General features: G+C 44.6%; 10 protein-coding genes. 1 reads left to right on the forward strand and 9 read right to left on the reverse strand.

Features of this window, described 5'->3' with window-relative positions:
- Window positions 1-5: 5 nt before the first annotated feature.
- The 8 genes from EO131_RS00655 to EO131_RS00690 all read right to left on the reverse strand — a co-directional run bounded on the left by EO131_RS00655 (window position 6) and on the right by EO131_RS00690 (window position 15,243).
- Window positions 6-1,772 carry a discoidin domain-containing protein gene (locus EO131_RS00655; RefSeq protein WP_127018426.1) on the reverse strand — a complete coding sequence of 589 codons (1,767 nt, stop codon included), beginning with the start codon at window positions 1,770-1,772 and terminating at the stop codon, window positions 6-8.
- A gap of 3 nt (window positions 1,773-1,775) precedes the next feature.
- A complete protein-coding gene (locus tag EO131_RS00660; protein ID WP_127018427.1) occupies window positions 1,776-2,567 on the reverse strand; it encodes a carboxylesterase family protein in 792 nt (263 codons plus the stop codon).
- Window position 2,568: 1 nt separating this feature from the next.
- On the reverse strand, window positions 2,569-3,915 hold the full coding sequence (locus EO131_RS00665; RefSeq protein ID WP_241243753.1) for a glucoamylase family protein: 1,347 nt from the start codon (window positions 3,913-3,915) through the stop codon (window positions 2,569-2,571).
- Between the two features lie 22 nt (window positions 3,916-3,937).
- Window positions 3,938-5,308, reverse strand: a complete 1,371-nt coding sequence (locus tag EO131_RS00670; RefSeq protein WP_127018429.1) for a glucoamylase family protein — start codon at window positions 5,306-5,308, stop codon at window positions 3,938-3,940.
- A 45-nt stretch (window positions 5,309-5,353) separates the two neighbouring features.
- On the reverse strand, window positions 5,354-7,726 hold the full coding sequence (locus tag EO131_RS00675; protein WP_127018430.1) for a LamG-like jellyroll fold domain-containing protein: 2,373 nt from the start codon (window positions 7,724-7,726) through the stop codon (window positions 5,354-5,356).
- 24 nt (window positions 7,727-7,750) lie between these two features.
- Window positions 7,751-9,295, reverse strand: a complete 1,545-nt coding sequence (locus EO131_RS00680; protein ID WP_127018431.1) for a RagB/SusD family nutrient uptake outer membrane protein — start codon at window positions 9,293-9,295, stop codon at window positions 7,751-7,753.
- A gap of 11 nt (window positions 9,296-9,306) precedes the next feature.
- Window positions 9,307-12,348, reverse strand: coding sequence for a SusC/RagA family TonB-linked outer membrane protein (locus tag EO131_RS00685; RefSeq protein ID WP_127018432.1), 3,042 nt, complete (start codon window positions 12,346-12,348; stop codon window positions 9,307-9,309).
- A 231-nt stretch (window positions 12,349-12,579) separates the two neighbouring features.
- Window positions 12,580-15,243, reverse strand: coding sequence for a helix-turn-helix and ligand-binding sensor domain-containing protein (locus tag EO131_RS00690; protein WP_241243754.1), 2,664 nt, complete (start codon window positions 15,241-15,243; stop codon window positions 12,580-12,582).
- A 493-nt stretch (window positions 15,244-15,736) separates the two neighbouring features.
- On the opposite strand from EO131_RS00690, the gene EO131_RS00695 reads away from it, so the two are divergent.
- Entirely contained in the window at window positions 15,737-19,483 is a 3,747-nt protein-coding gene (locus EO131_RS00695) for a beta strand repeat-containing protein (protein WP_127018434.1), read from the forward strand.
- 31 nt (window positions 19,484-19,514) lie between these two features.
- On the opposite strand, the gene EO131_RS00700 is transcribed toward EO131_RS00695, so the two are convergent.
- Window positions 19,515-21,275 carry a hypothetical protein gene (locus tag EO131_RS00700; RefSeq protein ID WP_127018435.1) on the reverse strand — a complete coding sequence of 587 codons (1,761 nt, stop codon included), beginning with the start codon at window positions 21,273-21,275 and terminating at the stop codon, window positions 19,515-19,517.
- Between the last annotated feature and the right edge of the window lie 10 nt (window positions 21,276-21,285).

Here is a 21,285-nt window from a genome sequence, read left to right on the forward strand (position 1 = left end):
TTTGTTTATTCTGATTTTACAATGGTACTTCGTTGTGAAATACCATTGCCATTAAAAGCTTCAATTAGAAAATAGTAGGCATCGGTGCGGTCCATGCCCGAGAAATAGTATTCATTGGCACCATAGACCATGATACTGCCGTAAAGTTTATCCTTAGATTTGCCAAAGTAAATAACATATCCGTCCGCAAGGTCGTTCAGTTTCCAGCGAAGCCAAGCATTCCTTCGTTCCCCAAATTTATCGGGACCGTTTCTGAGTACGACAAAATCTTCAACGGATGCTGGTTTTGCAGTACTTCCTTTTCCAAAGACACGGAAACCGCTCAGAGCAAATTTTCCTGTGGGCATTTTGAGGTTGACCATTTTAAGGTAACGTGCCCTTGCTGGTTTTTTCAATTCGATGTAATCATGGGGCACATCAGTGGTATTGTTGCCCTTGTCTACCAAAAGGCTCCATTTTTTTCCATCCAGTGAACTGTAGATCTTATATTGATGGTATACCCCTTCGGATTTACCAAAGAACTCCGCGTCCTGATCCGCATAATTGATTTGAATCGCGTTGATAGTCGCTATTTCTCCCAAATCGGTCTGGAACCATTCCCCCTTTTCACCCGTTTTGGCACTCCAATACGATCGCATGTTCTCATCAACGGCGTTATTGGGAGCATAGCCGCCCAGAGTGGAAGATACCTGGACAGGTTTGTTGTAATTGAGCAACATCCATCCTGTGAACAACCCTTTTAGATGATTTGCATTCTCTTGTGGCAAGAAAGTGGGGTAATCGCCATAGGCCGTATTGCTGTACATGACATCGTCTTCATCAAAACCGGCAGGCCATATACCAATCCGGCGTTCAAAACTGTTCTTTTGGTTCAGAATGATGGTGGAGACATGCCACCAATTTCCAAACATATCCTGATACGTTGCCCCATGGCCAGCACCGCGGGCAAATCCCCCAGGTTTGTAGGAGAACGGATTGTGATGTTGGTAGGCAAAGGCGTCCAAGGGTTTGTCACTTACATATACTCCATCGGCATATCCACTGAATTCGGTACCCGGCCCACCATACTGTAAATAATACTTCCCGTTGTACTTGGTCATCCAAGCACCCTCCATAAAGGGCTGTAAAAAGGTGTTGTCGTTGTACTCCCCAAACCGTTCCCAACCATGATCTTCGGGCGCCAAGGCAATCAATGGTTTTACATAACCTTCGGATTGGAGGGTTTTGGTATTGATCTCGGTCCCCAAAATTGGAAACACATTGCTGGATCCCCAATACATATAGAGTTTGTCGGTATCCGCTTCATACAAAAAACCTGGGTCCCAGGCTCCAGCTTTCAACGAATCCACAGCAATTTCCCAATTATCGGTTGTTGGATCTTTGCTTTTCCACATGGAAAATGCAGGACCGTGGGTAGAACCGATCAGGTACAGCTCATCCTTCATCACAAAAGCGGCGGGTGCACAAAGCTCATCATAGGTTACATTTCGTTCCCGCAAGAATTTTCGTGAAACAAAGTTCCAATGGTACATGTCATCACTCCACCAATACCCCCATTGATTGGTTGAGAATAAAAAGTATTTGTCCTTGAAGGTGACTATTACCGGATCAGCCGTGGCCCGATGCTTGCCATGGGTGGCAAAATTGGGTATGGGCGTGTATCCATAATCGATGTTGATGGGATTACAATAGGTTTTCTGCTGGGCTACGAGTAATGTCTGACAAGCAACAAATAGCAACAAAAAGGCACTCAGGAATCTTTTAGGCTCCATTGGCTAGGGATTTTTCCTCCGATGCGAAAACAGCCATGGCAAAAGGTCCGGTTCCGCAAATGCGGGATCCCAACTGTTGTGATTGGCAAAATCATACATTGTGAACTTCGGAAAAACCCCTGCTTTAAGCAGAGCGGAAACCATTTCCATGGATTGCAAGGGGTTTACAACATTGTCCTGTGCGCCGTGAAAAACCCATAAGGGGGTATTTTCGGCATAGGTGGAAACGGAGTTTGGATCCCCTCCTCCACAAATGGGCACTGCAGCAGCAAAAGTTTTGGGTCTTCTGCTCAATAATTCAAAGGTTCCCATCCCCCCCATGGAAAGCCCCATAAGATACACCCGATCATCATCGCTATACGGTTCTTTTAGGGTATTGTCCAAGAGTTCCATCACCATTCGCAAGGGGGTGGTAGGACCACCATCGTAGTTAAAATTTAACTTTATGGGATAGGTACTCCGGTCCACATCCACATTGGACCAATAACTTTCTTTTGAACACTGTGGAAAAATCACAATGGCCGGAAACCGTTCCTGCAAATAATCCGTTGCGAACAATTTGCCCCCGTGTACCAATTGACTTTCATTATCGCTACCACGTTCACCCGCCCCGTGCAAAAACAAGATCACCGGATATTTTTTGCCTTGATCAAAATTTTTGGGGTACATGATGCGATACCTTAAGGTATCGGCCCCATCCACAAGTGTCTTCTGTTCATACTTCGATTGCCATTGGGCAGTAACCATGGTGCTTACGAGCAATACGATTGAAAATAGGATGTACTTTGCTTTCATTTTAAAATCCGAGTTTGGCTAGACCGGCCTGGACATCTTCATTGGCCATAAAAAGGTTCCATAAGAATCCGGTCCTATAGTTTTCTATCATAATGATCTGAGGGCCTTGGTCTATGGCCAAATAGGCCTCTGCCACCCAGTAGTTGTTCTCAGGACTAAACGCATCGTAGAAACCAGCCGGCCCGAGCAATTTGTCCTTGTTCTTATAAAAATAGTGCATTGCCTTTAAAGATTGGGCAGGTGTATAAGGAATGGAACTGATGGCTGCTGTCGGCGATATGACCCCTGTATCGTTGGCAGGGCTATGCGCATTGTACCCCAAGGTACCATCGTTATTACGGGAATAGCTGGCTGTCAACCCCCAACAATCCTCGCCATAGTCTTCAAAAAACTTTGGGTTGTCCACACAGTAGTTATAATTGATCAAGGTATGGTTGACGTTCACATCCCAATAATCCACATAATCGTCGGAGAGGTTTTTGGGATTCAGACCCAAATAGGAATAATGCGCCCAAAACAAAGGTCCACCAAACTGTTCATCTCCGTTGTGCTTCACCAATAAGGGATAGCCATATTGGGTATTGTTGGATTTGATGTCACCCCCAGAAGCCCACCCACCAGTGTAGACTTCCTTGGCAATGCTGTAATCGGGAGATGCGGCCGCCATGATATAGGTGATCAATACCTCATTGTATCCCCTCAGAGGTAGGTTGATGTCGAACCCGTAATTGGGGCTCCAATGCCAATACAGCACATTTTGGTTTTGGGTATACCAATTCCACTCGACCCCTTTCCAGAGAGCATCGGCTTTTTGAGCCAGTGCCTTTTCCTCCTCGGAGCCGTTTTTAAAATACTCCTTAACACAAATCAGGCCCTGGGCCAGAAATGCTGTTTCCACCAAATCACCTCCATTGTCCAGGCTACTGAACGGGATCACTGTTCCTGTGGTACCATTGATCCAGTGGGACCATGCCCCATGAAACCGATCTGCCCCTTCCAAAAAGTCCAACAACGTGGTCAATCGGGTCAAAGCTTCTGTACGGGTAACAAATCCACGTTCAATCCCTACCAAGATGGCCATCAGGCCAAAACCGGTTCCACCCGAGGTCACTACTTCAGCATTTAAGCCTGGATCGTTGGGATGGTATCGCTCGCGAGCCCCACCGGAATTGGATTCGGCGTAATCCCAAAAATATTTGAAAGTGGTCTCTTGGGTAAGGTCCAACAATTCTGTATCGCTAATGGTCGGTGTCTCGTTGCCCGAGCCCTCATTTGGTATTTCGGGAGTGGTAGGAACATAGGTATATCCATCATCTCCACCACTACAGGCTACAAGCAACAATGCCATCAACAAAAATGAACATGTTTTTTTAACCATCGGTTTTGATATAGGGGGATTCAAATCCAAGTTTTTGTAAGCCATTTTGTACATCTTCGTTGCGCATGAACAATTTCCATAGCAATCCACTTCGGTAATTCTCGATCATTACGGGTATGGGCCCTTGATCTATGGCCAAATAGCGGGGCAAATACCAATTATGTTGCAAACTGAAAGCATCATAGGGTCCAAACTCTCCGATCAAACTATCTTGTTCGCTGTACATATACCGTAAAAACTGTTTGCTTTCCTCTGGGGTATATGGCATGGATGAAAGGGCAGCCGTGGGTGAAATCACCCCTAGATCGGCACCGGGTCTGTGACCAGCATATCCGTTCATTGAATAACTGGAAGTCAAACCCCAGCAATTTTCCCCATAGCCTTCAAACCCTTTTGGGTTATCCACTGCATATTTGTAATGGATCAATGCATGATTTTGGTTCAATTTCCAATAATCCCCAAATTGGTCGGTCAATCCGTTGGGATCCAGTCCCAAATAGGAATAATGTGCCCAAAACAAAGGTCCTACGGGCGCATTGTCGTGCTGATAATGGTTCAATTCGGTTTCCAGACCATAATATAGGGTATCTTGGGCAATGGTGCCATCCACGGCCCATCCCTTTTCGTATACCGATTTGTTTATGGAATGTGTTGGGGACGCTGCCGCCAGAACATACATAATGAGAGCCTCATTATAGCCGCCGACCGGAAAATTCATTTCCCATTGGTATTCGGGGCTCCAGTGCCAATACAACACATCTTCCCCACCTTTGGTGTACCAATCCCATTCCACTCCTTCCCAGAGTTGTTGGATTTTCTTTGCGAGCGCTTGTTCACGCTCGTTGCCGTCTTTAAAATATTCCTTTACGGCCAATAGACCTTGCACCAAAAAAGCGGTTTCCACCAAATCTCCACCGTTGTCCTTTGGACTAAACGGAGACACCTTTCCCGAAGGTTCCATCCAATGGGGCCAAGCCCCGTGGAAGCGATCTGCCTTTTCCAAGAACCCAACGATTTTCTCATAACGTTCCAACGCTTGTTCCCGTGTGATGAATTGTCGCTCCACTCCTACCAATATGGCCATCAGGCCAAAACCTGAGCCACCTGTGGTGATGATGTTCTTATCATGACTTGGGTAAACATTGTCCATATGGAGACGTTCCCTTGCCAATCCGGATATAGGTTCTGCACCATCCCAAAAGTAATTGAAGGTCTGGTATTGCACCGAATCCAACAATTGTTCATCCCCTTGGGCCAATTGTTCTTTGGACTTTTCTGTTGACTGTTCGGTATTCTTAGTTTTTTGGCCATTGCATCCCCATAATAAGGATGCAACAGCCAATGGAATTAAAATTAACCTCATAAACTAAACTAACTAACTCGAATAATTATTGATTTGAAACTTGTTCTATTTGTTGATAATGGCTTGGATCTCTTCCTGTGTCAGGGCTTTATCGAACAAATACAAATCATCGATAAAACTGGAGTCGGACAAGTGGTTCCACCCAATAAAATTGGGTGCGCCCGATCCTATGGATAAAATGGAACAATTGGCCCAGCTAATGGTTTTTCCAGTCATATCGCCCATGTTGGTCACAGGCTCGCCGTTGAAATAAATCTGGGTCGACGTATCGCTCACAACAAAGGCAATATGTACCCATTCGCCCGCTGTTACATCAATGACTTCACCATCGTTCCAAACATCGCCACCATCACTGCCCACATGGAGCTTGATACGTTGTGATGCCGCGTCACCTTCCCTGAACAGCCTGAAACCTGCTGAAAGATCGTTGTCAGCACCGTTCATGGGAGGACTAACGGTTAAAATGCCTGCTCTGTCGGGAGCTCCATCCACCTTGTACCAGAAGGCCCCACTGAACTGGTTGCTGAACAATCCATCAATGGGTATGGTCAAATAGGAATCGGTATTTCCGGCGTAGGCATCTGTTCCCACGTTGCTTTCCCCAGCAAAGCCCGGTGTTCCCACCACGGTGGGTTCCACATTGTTGTTCACTTCGGTATTGGCACCATCGAAAGGCATATAGAGGGTGGATCCAAAATTTTTGGGTGTTACGGTTCCGCCGGCCACTGCTGCAACTTCTTCAGCGGTCAATGCCTTGTTGAAGAAACGCAAGTCGTCAATAGCGCTATAATCGGATAAGTGGTCCCAATACGAGAACGTAGGTCCACCAGCTCCAATGTTGAAGGTGGTACAACCGGTCCAATCTATCGGAGCGGACATGGCTGATGACAATACTTCGGTTCCATTGAAATAGATGGTACTTTTATCACTTGCGATGGTGAAGGCCACATGTACCCACTCGCCCGCAATAACATCGATCACTCCACCATCGTTCCAGCTTTCGCCACCACCAGTTCCTACATTCAGCTTAATACGCTGTTCGGTGGCATTGCCCTCACGGAACAATCGGAATCCTTGGAAACGATCTACTTCATCATCCCCAATGGTAATGATACCTGCCCGGTCTGGATCGGCATTGACCTTATACCAGAAGGTTCCCGAGAACTCTGGTGTCATCAATCCTTCAGCTGGATAGTTGATATGGGAATCCAAAGCGCCCATAAAGGCTTGGTCGCCCACTTGACTATCGTTGGTAAAGCCCGGTGTTCCTACTGTAGAAGCTGCTTTGCTCCCTATCAAATCGATATAGTCCCCGTCAAACGGCATGTACAAGGATTCCCCATTAAATTGTGGCACATAGGGATTGGCCGCATTGATCATAATCTGCACATCACTTTGTGTCAGGGCTTTATTGAATATGCGCAACTCGTCCATTTGACTGGCATCATAACCATGGTCCCAATAGGAGAAGGTAGGTCCACCATTACCGATCACCAGTTCCTCACAGCCTGTCCAATCGATGGGTGCCGATAGGTTCGCCGATAACATTTCTATACCATTAAAGTAGATAGTGCTTTGGGTCTGGGAAATGGAAACGGCCACATGCACCCATTCGCCCGCAGTCACATCGATCACACCACCATCGTTCCAGCTTTCGCCGGCACCTGTTCCCACATTCAATTTCAAGCGTTGTTCATCGGCGTTGCCTTCACGAAACAAGCGGAAACCTTGAAAACGGTCATCGGCATTATCACCCACGATCAAAATCCCGGCCCGATCGGGTGTTGGGTTCACCTTGTACCAGAAAGCAGCACTGAACTCTGTACTTTTTAAGTTATCCATCGGAAAGGTCAAATAGGAATCAGCTGCCCCTTCAAAGGCATCGGCTCCCAAGAATCCACCACCTGCAAAACCAGGACCACCTACTTCACCTGCTTCCTCAAAACTGATAAAATCCATGTAATCCCCATTAAAGGGCATATACAACACCTCACCATCAAACTGGGCGGTGTACGGTGGTAGTTTGGCAAAATTCACCTCTTGTGTAGTTGTCTTGCCCTCAATATCAGTTGCGGTTACGGCCACTTTGTGGTCTCCATTGCCCAAACCATTATGGGTTACCTCTTCCAATACGATTCGGTAATCCTTAAAGCTATTAAAAGATGCTATTTGTGACCCATCGACCAAAACCTTGACCTCGGTCACTTCAATATCATCGGTGACCTCAAATTTGATGTCGATGGATGTTTCTTCTTCGAATGGCATTAGTTCCACCCCTTCGGTCGGATAAGTGATGGTCACTTGCGGAGCGGTTTCGTCCACCCCGGCATCCACTGCTGTGATCGGATCTATCCCCTCGTTACAGGAAACTATCAGGAGACCTAAAAGGAGTCCTATGGATTTTATTGCGTATTTCATTTTTCGTAGTTTATTTGGTTAATGTTAATCAGAACTTCCGCCAAGGGTTGGAAGTGCATCCAATTGTGCCTGAGGGTAAGGAAGCAATTCATCCGATGCATCGAAGGTCCTTCCATCGTAGCTCAATTCCCCGTAATTGTTCAAACGGACCATATCATAATAGCGAATGCCCCATTCCATTCCCAATTCGGCAAATTTTTCATCCATAACATCATCCGCAGATACTCCAGAAACGCTGGGCATCCCGGCCCTGCTTCGAATCAGGTTCACTGCTTGGTCGGCTGTCATGCCCGATCCAGTGGCGCCCCGTGTCAATGCTTCGGCATACATTAGAAGTACTTCAGCATAGCGGATCACGATCATATTCTTGCCACCACCATAATTGTTCCTGCCATCGGTAAGTTGTACGGAAGGCAAATAGTGTTTGCCGCTGGCAAACAGTGCCCTGGCATAATCGTTGATCACATCACCATCGCGGGTTGTATTGGAAACAAATCCAGGTAAGGTTGCATAATTGGGGTCGGTCTGAAGTTCTGCAATACCCCTATCGGTCCAAAGGACACTGGTTTCCAATCTTTCAGTTTCACCCCTGTCCAGCATAAACTTGATGAATTTCATGCTAGGTTCATAAAATCCCCATCCATCGGATGCATTTTCCCGTGCAGGTGTCCATCCTTGTGGCCCAAATGGGGCGTACAAGTGGTAAAAGGTATCCCCTGTGCTGGAACCATAATCGGAAAATTGCAGTTCCATCAAGCTTTCATCACTCAATTCCCCTGGTTTTTTGAACAGATTATAATAATCCGGATACAACGTGAACTTATTGGAATTGATAATGGCCGCGGCCGCATCGGCCACTGCTTGGTATTCTTCCATTTCCAAATTAGCCAACGCTTTGAGGGCATATGCCGTATAACGTGTTACCCCTCCAGGTATATCTGTTCTTTCGTTGGGCCTCATATTGGGCAACAGTGGAATTACTTCATCCATTTGATCGGAAACAAACTGCATTACGTCATTCTTGGCCACTGTACCACCAGCAATTTCAGCGTCGGGTTGATTGGTCTGGATGATGAACACATCGCCCCACACCCGGGCCAAGTTTAAGTGCAACCATGCCCGCATCACCTTAATTTCGGCAATGTACTGGTCGGCCTTTGCCTTTTCTTCTTCATTTGCAAAATCCTTGAAATTTTCAATCAAGCTGATCTCAGTATTCAAGCCCACGATATCACCGTAATGCAGATTCCATAAGGAATTGTACATCCAATACCCCTGATCGTAAACAAAGTTATCGGTGTCGGCAAACGGTTGTTGGTCCCCAAGACCTCCGGCATTTACATCGTCTCCACGAACAGAAAGCAATAAGGGTTCTTCCCATCCTCTGGTCGCTATAATATTATAGGCCCCTACCAATGCCTGCACCATATCTTCGGTAGCGCTGTAGTCAAGGTCATCTGCATTGAGCTGACCTTCAATGTCGTCGAATTTGTCGGAACAGGAGTGCGTGAAAAGCAACATAGCCAAGACAAATGCCAACTTAATTACTGAATTTTTTCTGTTTTTCATCTCAATTTTTTTTACAGTTTTACATTAACTCCAATGGTGTAGATGGCCGGAACCGGATAGGTTTGACGATCAACCCCATCTGAAACTTCTGGATTGAAGCCATTGTAGCTGAACAGGGTCAGTGGTCGCTCTGCAGTAAGGGTAAACTTAAAATCCGGAATATTGACCCCCTTCAACTTTGCACCTCTTAATGTGTAAGCCAATTGTATGTTCTGGATACGGAAGAAATCACCATCCTCTACCCAGAAATTACTGAGTTTTTGGTTCCAGCTATCCCTTAAACCTGCAGAAGAAGGGTACGAATTGCTGGTGCCTTCCCCATGCCAACGGTTTTTGGCCAAATCAGCATCTATGTTGGTATCGTTGGTAAAGATGATCTCGCCTCTTTTTCGGTTCAAGATTTTGTTACCGGATTGTCCATAGAAGTTCATGGAGAAACCAAAATCCTTATAATTGATCCCGATATTACCACCGTAGGTGAACTTGGGCAAGAAGGATCCCAACACGGTCCTATCCTCATCGGTGATTGCCCCGTCACCATTGGCATCCCTATAGATCAAATAGCCGGGTTCAATGTCCTGACCATTGGCTATGGCCGACTGTGCGACTGGGTCCGCATCTATTTGGGCCTGGTTTTGGTACACCCCTGTGGTCTCATACCCATAGAATGCATATAAGGGTTCGCCCACGATTGTACGTTGACGGAATTCCGCAGATCCGGAGTCAATATAGCCTCTAGTATCCTCTAACTCCAACGTTTCGTTTTTAACGGTGGTAAAATTGGCCCCCACGGTATAGCTAAAGTCATCAGATATATCGTTGTTCCAGTTCAGTGCCAATTCGACACCTGAGTTTCGAATCACACCTGAGTTTCGACTCACCGTTACGTTCGCAATCGGAATGTACACTGGCATAATGGCATTCTCGGTATCCCTGATATAATAATCGGCTTCCAAGGACAAGCGGTTATCGAATGCCCGTATGTTTATACCAAAATCCAACTCTTCCACTACCTCCCAAGTAAGATCGGTAAATGTACTTGTCGCGGTTATACCTGTCACAGGTGTATCGCCCAAATCGACCGTAGTGTTGCTAATGGTATTGGCACCTGCACTGGCGGGCACGTTATCATTACCCAATCGGCCCCATGCAGCCCTCAATTTGAGGAAATCAAAAAAGCCCACATTCTTCATAAAGGGTTCTTGGGAAATTACCCAACCGGCACCCACAGAGGGAAAATACCCCCATTGATCTTGGGTAAACTTGGAAGATCGGTCTGCCCTGAAAGTCCCGTATAACAAATACCTGTCCTTAAAGTTGTACGACAACCTACCAAAATAGGATTGGCCGTAAATTCTTCGGTTGTTTTCACCGACATTGTTGTTGAACGACAAGGGGTCGGCAAAATCCAAATACCAAGAAGTTTCGTAATCGATACCCACAATATCGCTTCCGGTGGCCTGGAATTGGTTGGCGGCCTCATCCCTGTAGGAAGCACCAGCCATTACGGTTACATTGTGATCTTGATCAAAAGTATCATTGTAGGTCAAAATGTTATCCCATATTTGGTTGAAATAATTGTTTTGCCTTCTATTGATGGATGAAATTCGTTCGTCCCCAAATCCCATATTGTAAGGTAGGTTTACATAGCGCTCCTCCAAAGCAGAATAATCAAGGTTGTACGCTGTTTTAAAGGTCAATTTGTCCTTGATCAACTCGGTCTGCAAATAAATATTGGTCAATAACTTACGGATTTTCAACCGGTTATTATTGTACTCCATATCAGGAAAAGGGTTCTGCGTGCCCCTATACCCCAATGCCTGGGCATTGGCATATTGGATAGGGGTTGCATCCGTGTTGAGCTCGTCAAAAACTGGTAATATCGGCACCGCAAAATATGCTTTGAACCAAGCCGAATTCTCCGGGGTGTATTGGGTGGCATTACTGAATACGGTATTCACCCCTACCTTGACATTGTCCAGCACATCCACATCAATTTTAGAGCGTACATTGAATCGTTCGTACTCATTTTTCATATCCAACAACCCTTCTTGGGAGAAGTAGTTTGTTCCCAAGGAATAGGATACATTGTCCGTGCCCCCCGTTACACTCAAACTGTGGTTTTGGATAATCCCGTCCCGAATGATCTCATCGTACCAATCGGTGTTCACATCGGGTACATTGGGGTTTATCCGACTCCTACCGTACCGTTGCATGGCATTTAGCACAAATTGCACATCGGCAGTGGAACCGGATTCCACGGCCATGGTAACAAATTGTTCGGCGTTGGCCATTTTCAGCACATTCTGTGCGCGCTGTACGCCTGTATACCCATTATACTCAATCTGTGGCTTACGGTTCTTGGCACCTGACTTTGTCTCGATAATGATAACGCCGTTGGCGGCCCGTACCCCGTAAATGGCAGAAGATGAAGCATCTTTCAGCACGTTCATGGATTTGATGTCGTTGGGGTTCAAAAAGTCAATGTTACTGTAGAACATCCCATCCACCACATACAACAGGTTGGTTGCATCTGAATAGGTTCCCAAACCACGTACCCTAACCGTTGGTGATGCCCCAGGTGATCCCGGAGAAACAATCTGCACTCCAGCTACCCTACCTTGCAAGGATTGCACCGGGTTGGCAGCGGGTGTTTTCTCAATTTGTTCCGAATTTACGGTTACAATGGAACCCGTAAGATCCGCTTTTTTCTGGGTACCATAGCCCACCACGACAACTTCATCGAGAGCTTGGGTATCTTCCTGTAGCGTTACATCCAAAGAAGTCCTATTATTAATAGGTAACTCTTGTGTAAGATAACCGATGTAACTGAACACCAAAATGCCATTGCCTGGCACATTGTCCAAACTGTAGTTTCCATCGAAATCGGTTTGGGTTCCTGTAGTAGTACCTTTTAACACTACGTTGGCACCAGGTAAGGGTTGACCTTGACTATCAAGCACCGTTCCCGAAATCGTTGTATTGTTTTGAGCAAAAAGAATTGCTTGAAACAACAAAAACGAGATTAGCAATAGTTTGCTTTTAATTTTCATAATTGTGCAAAAATTGAGTTAGATTTTTACTAAATTACTAAAGAGGCCAAGGTTTGATTCTCAAAGGGAATACATAATAAATACATCATCCAAAAAGGCCTCGGAAAGCCCTATTTCACCGCTTTTGCAGTAGTACACCGTTCAATGATGTAAAAAAAATTAACATAGTGATGTAGTAATGATGTACTACAAAAATCCCAGATTTGAAAGCACAAAGTCTTTGAACAGCGATTAAAACGTGATCAGAAAGTTGGAAAGGTTGTCCGAACTGTCCATATCCAATTTCTTTCGCAACCTGTACCGATGTATCTCCACACCGCGTACAGAGATAGCCATCAATGGAGCAATTTCCTTTGTGGAAAGGTTCATTTTTAGATATGCGCAAAGTTTAAGATCTTTCGGTGTGAGGGTTGGATAGGCTTTTAGCAGTCGTTCAAAGAAATCGTCATGCAGTTCCTTAAAATTAACTTCGAACCTTTTCCAGTCTTCGGTATCTTCAATGGAGTTGTTCAGTTTTTTGATGAATGACCGATAACGTTGTGAATTGGAGAACTTGTCCTTGTTCACCAACAACATGTTCTTCAGTTCCAATATCATTTCATTTTTCTTGGCAATGTTCAACGTGGTACTCGCCAATTCGTTCTGTTTCAATCGGACTTCATTGGCTAGTTCTTCTTTTTCCAACTTGGCCATACGTTCCTGCTGCTCCTTCTCCATTTGGGCCTGTATTTCGGCCTGTTTCCTTACTAGTTTTCTACGATTGTAAGCGCGAACCATAAAAACCAATCCCACAGCCAGTGCAAAATACAGTAACATGCTATACCATGATAGATACCATGGTGGAGCAACCTGAAACCTCAACACACTTGGGCTTGATAGAGTATTGTCCATACCCGCAGTATACACCCTGAAGGTATAATCGCCAAATGGTAGGTTTTGAAAATTGATAAAGCCATTTTCGGCATATTCGGAGTAAGTTTTGGGTCCATCCAATTCAAAGTAATAGTTTGGTGCCATATAACTTGGAGCCGCTACCTCTATGGAGAGGGATTGCGAATAACGATTGGGCACCAAAATAGTTTCCCCGTTGATCATGTGCCTATTCTTTTGATCGCGAAATACGACCAAATCTGGCGAAGGCAATACTTCTTCCGTCCATTCCGATCGCAGTTTTAGGTCATTGATCTTGGCAAAGCCATCGGTTAAGGTGATGTAAGCGGTGCTGTCATTGATTTTGATCACATTTTGTGAGTCGGGAGCCAACCGTTCCCGCAGGGGCACGTCAGCAATGACCAAGCTATCCTTTTTTAAATCGGTATGAATTATGGCCTTGTCATTCGCAGCATCCACAAACCAATAATACGTGTCATCAAAGAACAAAAGTTCCTTGTTTTCATAGTCCTTGAATTCCGTAAAAGGAATAATGCTGTCGTCAATGGGGTTATAACGATACCATTTGCCCTCACTATTGACCACGATATGGTTCTTGATGTTGTATACTTTCGCATTAAAGGCACTTGGTACTTCTGGACCTTGAAATTCTTGAATCCTTGCAATTTTGTCGTACCCTTCGTCAAAATGAATCCGATAATAGCCTTTGTAGGGATGGGCCGCCCATACAATGTTCGGGGTTTCAAAACACAATTGTTTTACTGGAAAATCCAAACCATCAATCTTATGGATGTTCCACTCACCGCCTGGGGTCTTCACAAATTTGAACAATCCGTTATAGGTGCCCTGTACATAGGTTGCTACTTGGTCGGGCACTTTTATGAGCTGATAGCCACCTGCGGCGCTGCTCAACTCCTCAAAACTATTTTCGGTAACCTTGTAGGTCCCTGTATTATGGCCGCAAAGCAACTCGCCTTCCAATACGACCAATTCCCATACGTGATCTTGGGAACCTTCCACAAATTTCAGTTGGTTACCATCAAAATAAAAGACACCCGTGTTACTGCCCAAAAACAACTTTCCTTTGTACCAAGCCACATCATAGACCATACCCAAGGTTCCAGAGTAATCGGTATAATAAGTAATCGGATTGTTCAACCGAACACGTGCAATTCCATTGTCCAGCCCCAACCATAATTGATCTTTGAACAACAATAGCGAAAGAACCGTATTGTTCTCCAGTCCCGACTCCCTATTTAAAACCCTGAATTGTCCAGTATTGGTATCATAGAGATACATGCCATTTTTAATGGAACCAAAACCCAATTGCCCTTTGCCCAGCAAAGCAATTTTGTTCAATTGGTGCTGTTTAAGTTCTTCGTTGATTCTGTTTGCCCAGGGTTCCACGTTATGCCCATCAAATAAAAAGCATCCGTTTAATTTGGTGCCCACCAATAATTTATCATTGAAGACCACCATATCCGTAACCGTCTTTCCAAGCAATCGGTCCTGGATAGGCAGTGGTTTCAATGTATTGTCCTTCACCTCAAACAATCCCAAAGTACCGCCTGCAACTATAAGTTTTCCTTGAAATTCAATAAAATCAGAAACAACGTGAGGAGGATCCACAACTTGGATTTCTTCACCGTTGTATGCATATATTGCCGAAAAAGAACGAAACAGGACCTTGCCATCCATGGAAGGAAAAATTTCCCAAAACTCCTCGCTGGTAAAAACATGATTTTGGATCAAATGGGTCAAAGAGTTGTATTCCAATTTGCCATATCCATTTTTGATCCAATAACCAAATTCCTCATAGGAGCCCGTATACACGCGATCTCCAATACATTCCACCGAACGGATAATGGTATTGTTGGGCAATTTATTGAGTGTCCATTGTTCACCATTGAAGTGCAACAAACCCTGATTATTGGCTGCAAAAAGCTCCCCATTTTCATTGACGGATACATCCCAGTTTTTACTGGCTCCCTTATATTCCGACAAGCTGTAATTGTAAATGGGAGGCAATAAATTTTGACCGAAAATTAATATTGGTAAAAAAACAATGAGAATATGAAGGCATTTACAAAACCTAATTTCAATCTTGCCTCTATTCATTTTCCTTTATTTATTTTCGATTTATTAAACAAAATTAATGATATCATATCAAAACATTGATGGTAGCACTTTTAACTCAAATAATTTGTGCTCGTAATTTAAAAACCCTGAGATTCTCTTTATAGGATTTTTTATTTTCTTCCATCCCTTCAAAAAAATCCTAATCCCGTTACTCCTTGCAAAACCTTGTAGCTAATTGCAAACCTTCACTTTATTGCTGCTTTTGCTTCATTTTCCTTTGTAAGAAACCCATGCTTTTTGTCGATACACCCTTATGAGTGCTGCATTCACAACAAATATTTAGATAAGCTTCCTATCCCTGTTATTTTTGACCAATTCAACAAGCGCGTAGCAAACACTATTAAAAGTAACCCCAACCATGAAGCATTCCGTATCGATTCTTCTTGTTTTCTTTTCCCTATCCATTTCCCAATTGATGGGACAGGAAACTTTTAGGGATAATTTCACCACTGCTTCCTATTCCAATAATGATGGTACGCAAAACTTTGCTACGGATTGGACCGAAAGTGGGGACACCGACCTTGGACCAAATGGAAACTATATCTACATCACCAATGGCAGGTTGTATTTCTACTATCTGTGGGGCGAAAGTATCACCAGAGAAGCCAATTTAGGTGGTGCCACGGCAGGAACACTCTCCTTTTCATGGAGAACTTCCGGTTTAACAGGGAGTAAATCGTTACAAGTGGAGATATCGAACAATGGGGGTGCAAGTTTTACCACCTTGGGAACAGTTAGTGGCAATAACAATACAGGAAACTTTTCGACCAACATCAATGCCTATCTCTCCACCAACACGGTGGTTCGTTTCCGAAAATCCGGCAACAACTGGGACAATAACGATACAGCCTATATTGACAACTTCTTGATTTCCGTTGATCAATTGAGACCTTCTGTGAAAGTGGAAGATGTTGCCGTTGATGAAACCATCGGTTCCGTGGTGCTCACGGTAACCCATGATGGTGCAGCAGCCTCCGGTCCATTTACCGTAAATTATACAACTGTAGACGGTTCGGCCACAGCTGGTTCGGATTATACCTTGACCACTGGCACATTGAGTTTTAGTGGGGTTTCTGGAGATACGGATACGATTACCATTCCGATTACTGACGATGGCATTGTTGAGGATACCGAGACCTTTGGCATTCAATTTACAAGTTCATCAGATGGCACAGTCGATATTTCAGACACAGCTACGGTAACAATCAACTCCCAAATACCTTATAACCAGCCATTGACGTTGTACGAGCAATTTGCAGGTTATGTGGATTATACCTCAACTGGGGGCACATTTAGAACAGCGGATAACAACACCGACCCCTGTGCCATTACGAACACCTCATCTGGCACCTTGTTATCGAACATTCCTGCCACGGCCACCATTGAAAAAGCGTATTTATATTGGGCACATTCCAGCTACACAACAGACTCCAATATTACTTTCGAAGGTCAAAATGTGTCTGCAAATCTCATATATGAATCTGGTATTGTGGGTCGTACGTTCTTTGGCTACGTGAGTGATGTCACCTCCATTATTCAAGGAATTGGGGCGGCCAATTTGCCAACCACTACTTTTGATGTTACTGATTTGACCATTGACAACACCAACGATTTTTGTTCCACAGCCACGGTTTTGGGCGGTTGGTCCTTGATGATTTTTTACGAGGACAGTTCCCTGCCAGCGGCCAATATCAACCTTTACCTAGGTTTTGACGGTTTGAGCAACGCGGGCAACTCCTTTACCTTGGATTCCTTTTTTGCGATAGCCGGTTCCGGCTCGAAAGCATCCTTCCTTTCTTGGGAAGGTGATGCCACCTTGAACGGCTCCAGTGCAGGTTCCACCAATCCGGAAGAACTTTCCATCACCAACCAAGCAGGCACCAATTTTGTGCTTTCAGGCGATGGGGGCAACCCAGGAAACAATGCCTATAACTCAACAGCATACGATAATACCCAATCACCCATAGTGAACATCAATACCTTGCACGGTGTGGACTGGGATACTTTTGACATTTCAAGCTACATTGCCCCAACGGACACCCAAGTTACGGCCAATGTGGATGTAGGGCAGGATTTTGTAATATCCAATGCCGTGGTATTGAAAGTACCATCCAACTTAGTGACTGGATATGTATTCGAAGATATTAATTACCCAGGCGGGGCTGGTCGCAGTCGAGCCACAGCCTCAGGCGTTGGTATCCCTGGTGTTACCGTTGAACTTTACAACAACGCAAACACCTTGGTCAATACAACTACTACCAATGCCAATGGTCAATATGTATTCGGTGGTATGGCCGATGGCACCTATAGCATTCGTGTGGTGAACAGCACCGTGACCTCATCAAGGGGCGGCGGTTCTGCCTGTTCCACCTGTGTGCCCGTGCAGACCTTTAGGACCTTCAATACAGGCGCTGGAAACACGGCAGTTACCAACGAAGTGGGCGGAACCAATCCTTCACAAGTAGATGCTGCCGCAGGCACGATCACTGGAGCGCAATCGGTATCCCAAGTATCATTGGCGAGTAACGGTGTGGTGGGCATCGATTTTGGGTTTAATTTCAATACCATCGTCAACACCAATGAAGATGGACAGGGCTCTTTGGAACAGTTTATCGTCAACGCAAACAATCTGGACGAAACGGGTCTTGATATTGAACCTAACGGCATTTTTGATCCAGCTGCAGGTGATGATACCTCCATATTTATGATTCCCACTTCCAGCGATCCTTTGGGAAGAACGGTTGATGCGAATTACACCAGTGGCTACTTTGATATCTTCATCAGTAATGGCAATCCCTTATCGGATATCACTTCCGACAACACCAAAATTGACGGACGTACCCAAACCGCCTATTCCGGCGACACCAATTCCGGAACTATTGGTGCTGGTGGTACAGCAGTGGGCACTTCAGCAGTTGCATTGCCCGACTATGACCGGCCAGAAATACAAGTGCACCGTAATGGAGGAGATGTGTTCATTACCAATGCAACCAATGTATCCATCCGAAATATATCGGTCTATGCCAATAACAATTCAGGTATTCGAATCGACGGAGGTGACCTTTCCATAATGGAAAACCTGATAGGTGTAAATGCATTGGGGGCCAATGCCGGAAATATTATTCTAGGCGTTGAAAACTCGGGTGGAAACATTACCGTGGATGGAAATTACATCGCCACAAATACCGATTCGGGAATTTATATAGGTGCAGGAACATCCAATGTGATACAGAATAACCATATTACGTCCAATGGGGATGCAGCTTGTGACGATAACATCAATATCAACTCAGGTAGTGGCATTGTTATTCAACATAACTTAATCGAAAACGCGGCCTCTCTCGGTATCGATGCAGCCTCTTCCTCCGGCAATCTTATTATCAGTGAAAATACGATTACGGGTTCTGGTCAAAATGGCGGCAACTGTGGTGGTGGACCTGAAAACATGGGTATTGAACTGGCTGGGAACAATTCGCAGATCACCAACAATGTAATCCATTCCAACGGAGGTGCTGGGCTTACCACTACAGGATCGGGCACAGGAAATCTTTTCAGCCAAAACTCCTTTTACGCCAATGGTACAGCTGGCGCTGCACTGGGCATTGACCTCAATGGGGATGGGGTAACCTTGAACGATTCAGGAGATGTGGATACCGGTTCGAACAGTCTTATCAATTTCCCAGCAATACAAAACGCCTTTATTTCTGCCGGCAATATTGTTATTTCGGGTTGGTCCCGACCTGGTGCCACCTTGGAGTTTTTCTTAACGGACATCAATGAAGGATCAGCTGCTACCGGAGATAACCAATTGGGAAATACCCAAGATTATGGCGAAGGACAAATCTATATTGGCAGTGCAGTGGAAGGTAGTGGTTCCGATCAAGATGGTACTTCTTCTTCCTACACCGATGTGGATGGAAATACGGATAACACCAACCGATTCCAATTTTCCATATCCCTACCGCCGGGTACAATTTTGGGAGAAACCATTACTGCAACAGCGACACTTTCCAACTCGACCTCGGAATTCGCTCCTTTGATGACACTTAAGGTTAGCACCATAATAACCAATAGAAGAATCACCTACAGGGTAAATCCGAATTAAACCACGCAACGAATCAAAACTCATCTTAAGGTTATTCGACCACAAGCATACTTTTGGAAAAAATGGGTTTCCCATAGGAAGTAAATCCATCTAGGATTACCTCAAACTCACCAGTTAGGTCCGAAGTGAAAAATTCGAATTGCATATCGGTTTCCCCAACTTCCACATGGGGCTGCCAATAAAGCAATCTTCGATAATCGGGAACGTTGTCCAAGGTGCTATCCCCAATATTGTATTGTTGGTTAAAATAGTTTTTTGGGCGCTGTGGCACCTTGATTGGCGCTTTAACCCCATTGATCGGTTCATATACATTGTAATAATCACCATCAATGGTTTCCAAACGAACGGTCCCCTGATAGGTTTTCTCGCCCAATTTGACCTTATCCTGGTTTACCCTAATGGTTCTGATCAATCGTGCATCAAAATCCCTTAACATACTATGATCGGGAATAAAAATTCCATCCAACAATACCAGTGCAGGTGTTTGAATGAATTCCTCCCTGTAATCCTCAGATTTTTGGGTAACATGTATATAATCGGGACCATCCCCATTGTTTCGGAAACCGACATAACTCAATATTTCGACCATGGTCTCTTCCAAGGTTCGGAATCGGGTATATTCATCCAAATGGAAAGATACAAAGTTGGGCAGTTCTTTTAGAGTAGTTGTTTTTTCGACCACTACAGAGTCGGGTTTGACTGAAAAGAATTGATTTTCAACCTGATTATGAATACTTCGTTGTTTAATGACATCGGCATAATCGGGTTGAAGTTTAAAATTGCCAAAACTGAGTCCGGTGACATCCATTTTTTTGGACTCACCATATTCAAACTGAAGTGCTTCATCGCCGTTGGATTGAATAAAAACCTGTGGTATCTTATAATCAACCGATGCATATACATAAAATTCACCATTATCATCTGTTGTAGTCGATTCGAGAAAATAAGGATCTCCAGGAATTGACATGACCACCTCTTGACCCTTGGCAGGCTCCTTTGTGTCATAAGATATGGCCTTTCCAAAAAACAACTCCCCTTGTTGTTCGGGCAAGAAAACATAATCACCCACATTTTTGGTAATCGTTTTATCGACATTCAGGTAGGCCAGACCATAATCCATGGCGTTTTGCGGGGGTGGCACAGCAAACTCTGACTTCTTCTGTATCCTAATGGAATAATTTCCCTTTGCTAATGCACCCTTGTAGTTTTTTAGGATAAAACAGACTTTTTCACGGGTCCCAAAATTCCTTTGTTCAAATCGGATTTGGACGGTTGTCGAATCCATTTTAAGCTCCCTATCCATTTTGGCATTGGTTTGCACCAACTCGTTCTTTCCCAATACATTGCTTTGATCCACCTGATAGGGATTGATGATCACCAAATCATCCTTGAAAATTTGTTTCGTTCCGCTGTTTTTCATCCATTGTGTATACCCCAACAACTTATAATTACCGGAAGGCACATCTGTATTGATGAAAAAATCGCCTTGGGAAAGCCCATCAGTCAACGGAATTTTTTGTTCCAGCAAATAGTCACCTTTGTCATTTACCAAGGCCACATAACCCACTCGGCTAATAGCACTGAACTTATTGCTTTGGGTATTGAAACAATACATGGCATATTTGAGGTATTCGCCCACAAACACCAATGGCCCGGTATGGTGCACATACACTTTTTCCTGTGGCAGCTTTTTTAGGTTCACCAGGTCCTTGGCGTCTTTGATCACGTACTGGGAATGTGCGGCATGTGCGACAAGCATGGTCACGCCTAAAAAAATCAACAGTTTTTTCATTTTTTTTGTT

The sequence above is a fragment of the Flagellimonas beolgyonensis genome, from assembly GCF_003992615.1.
In the GTDB taxonomy this organism is placed as follows: Bacteria; Bacteroidota; Bacteroidia; order Flavobacteriales; family Flavobacteriaceae; genus Flagellimonas; species Flagellimonas beolgyonensis.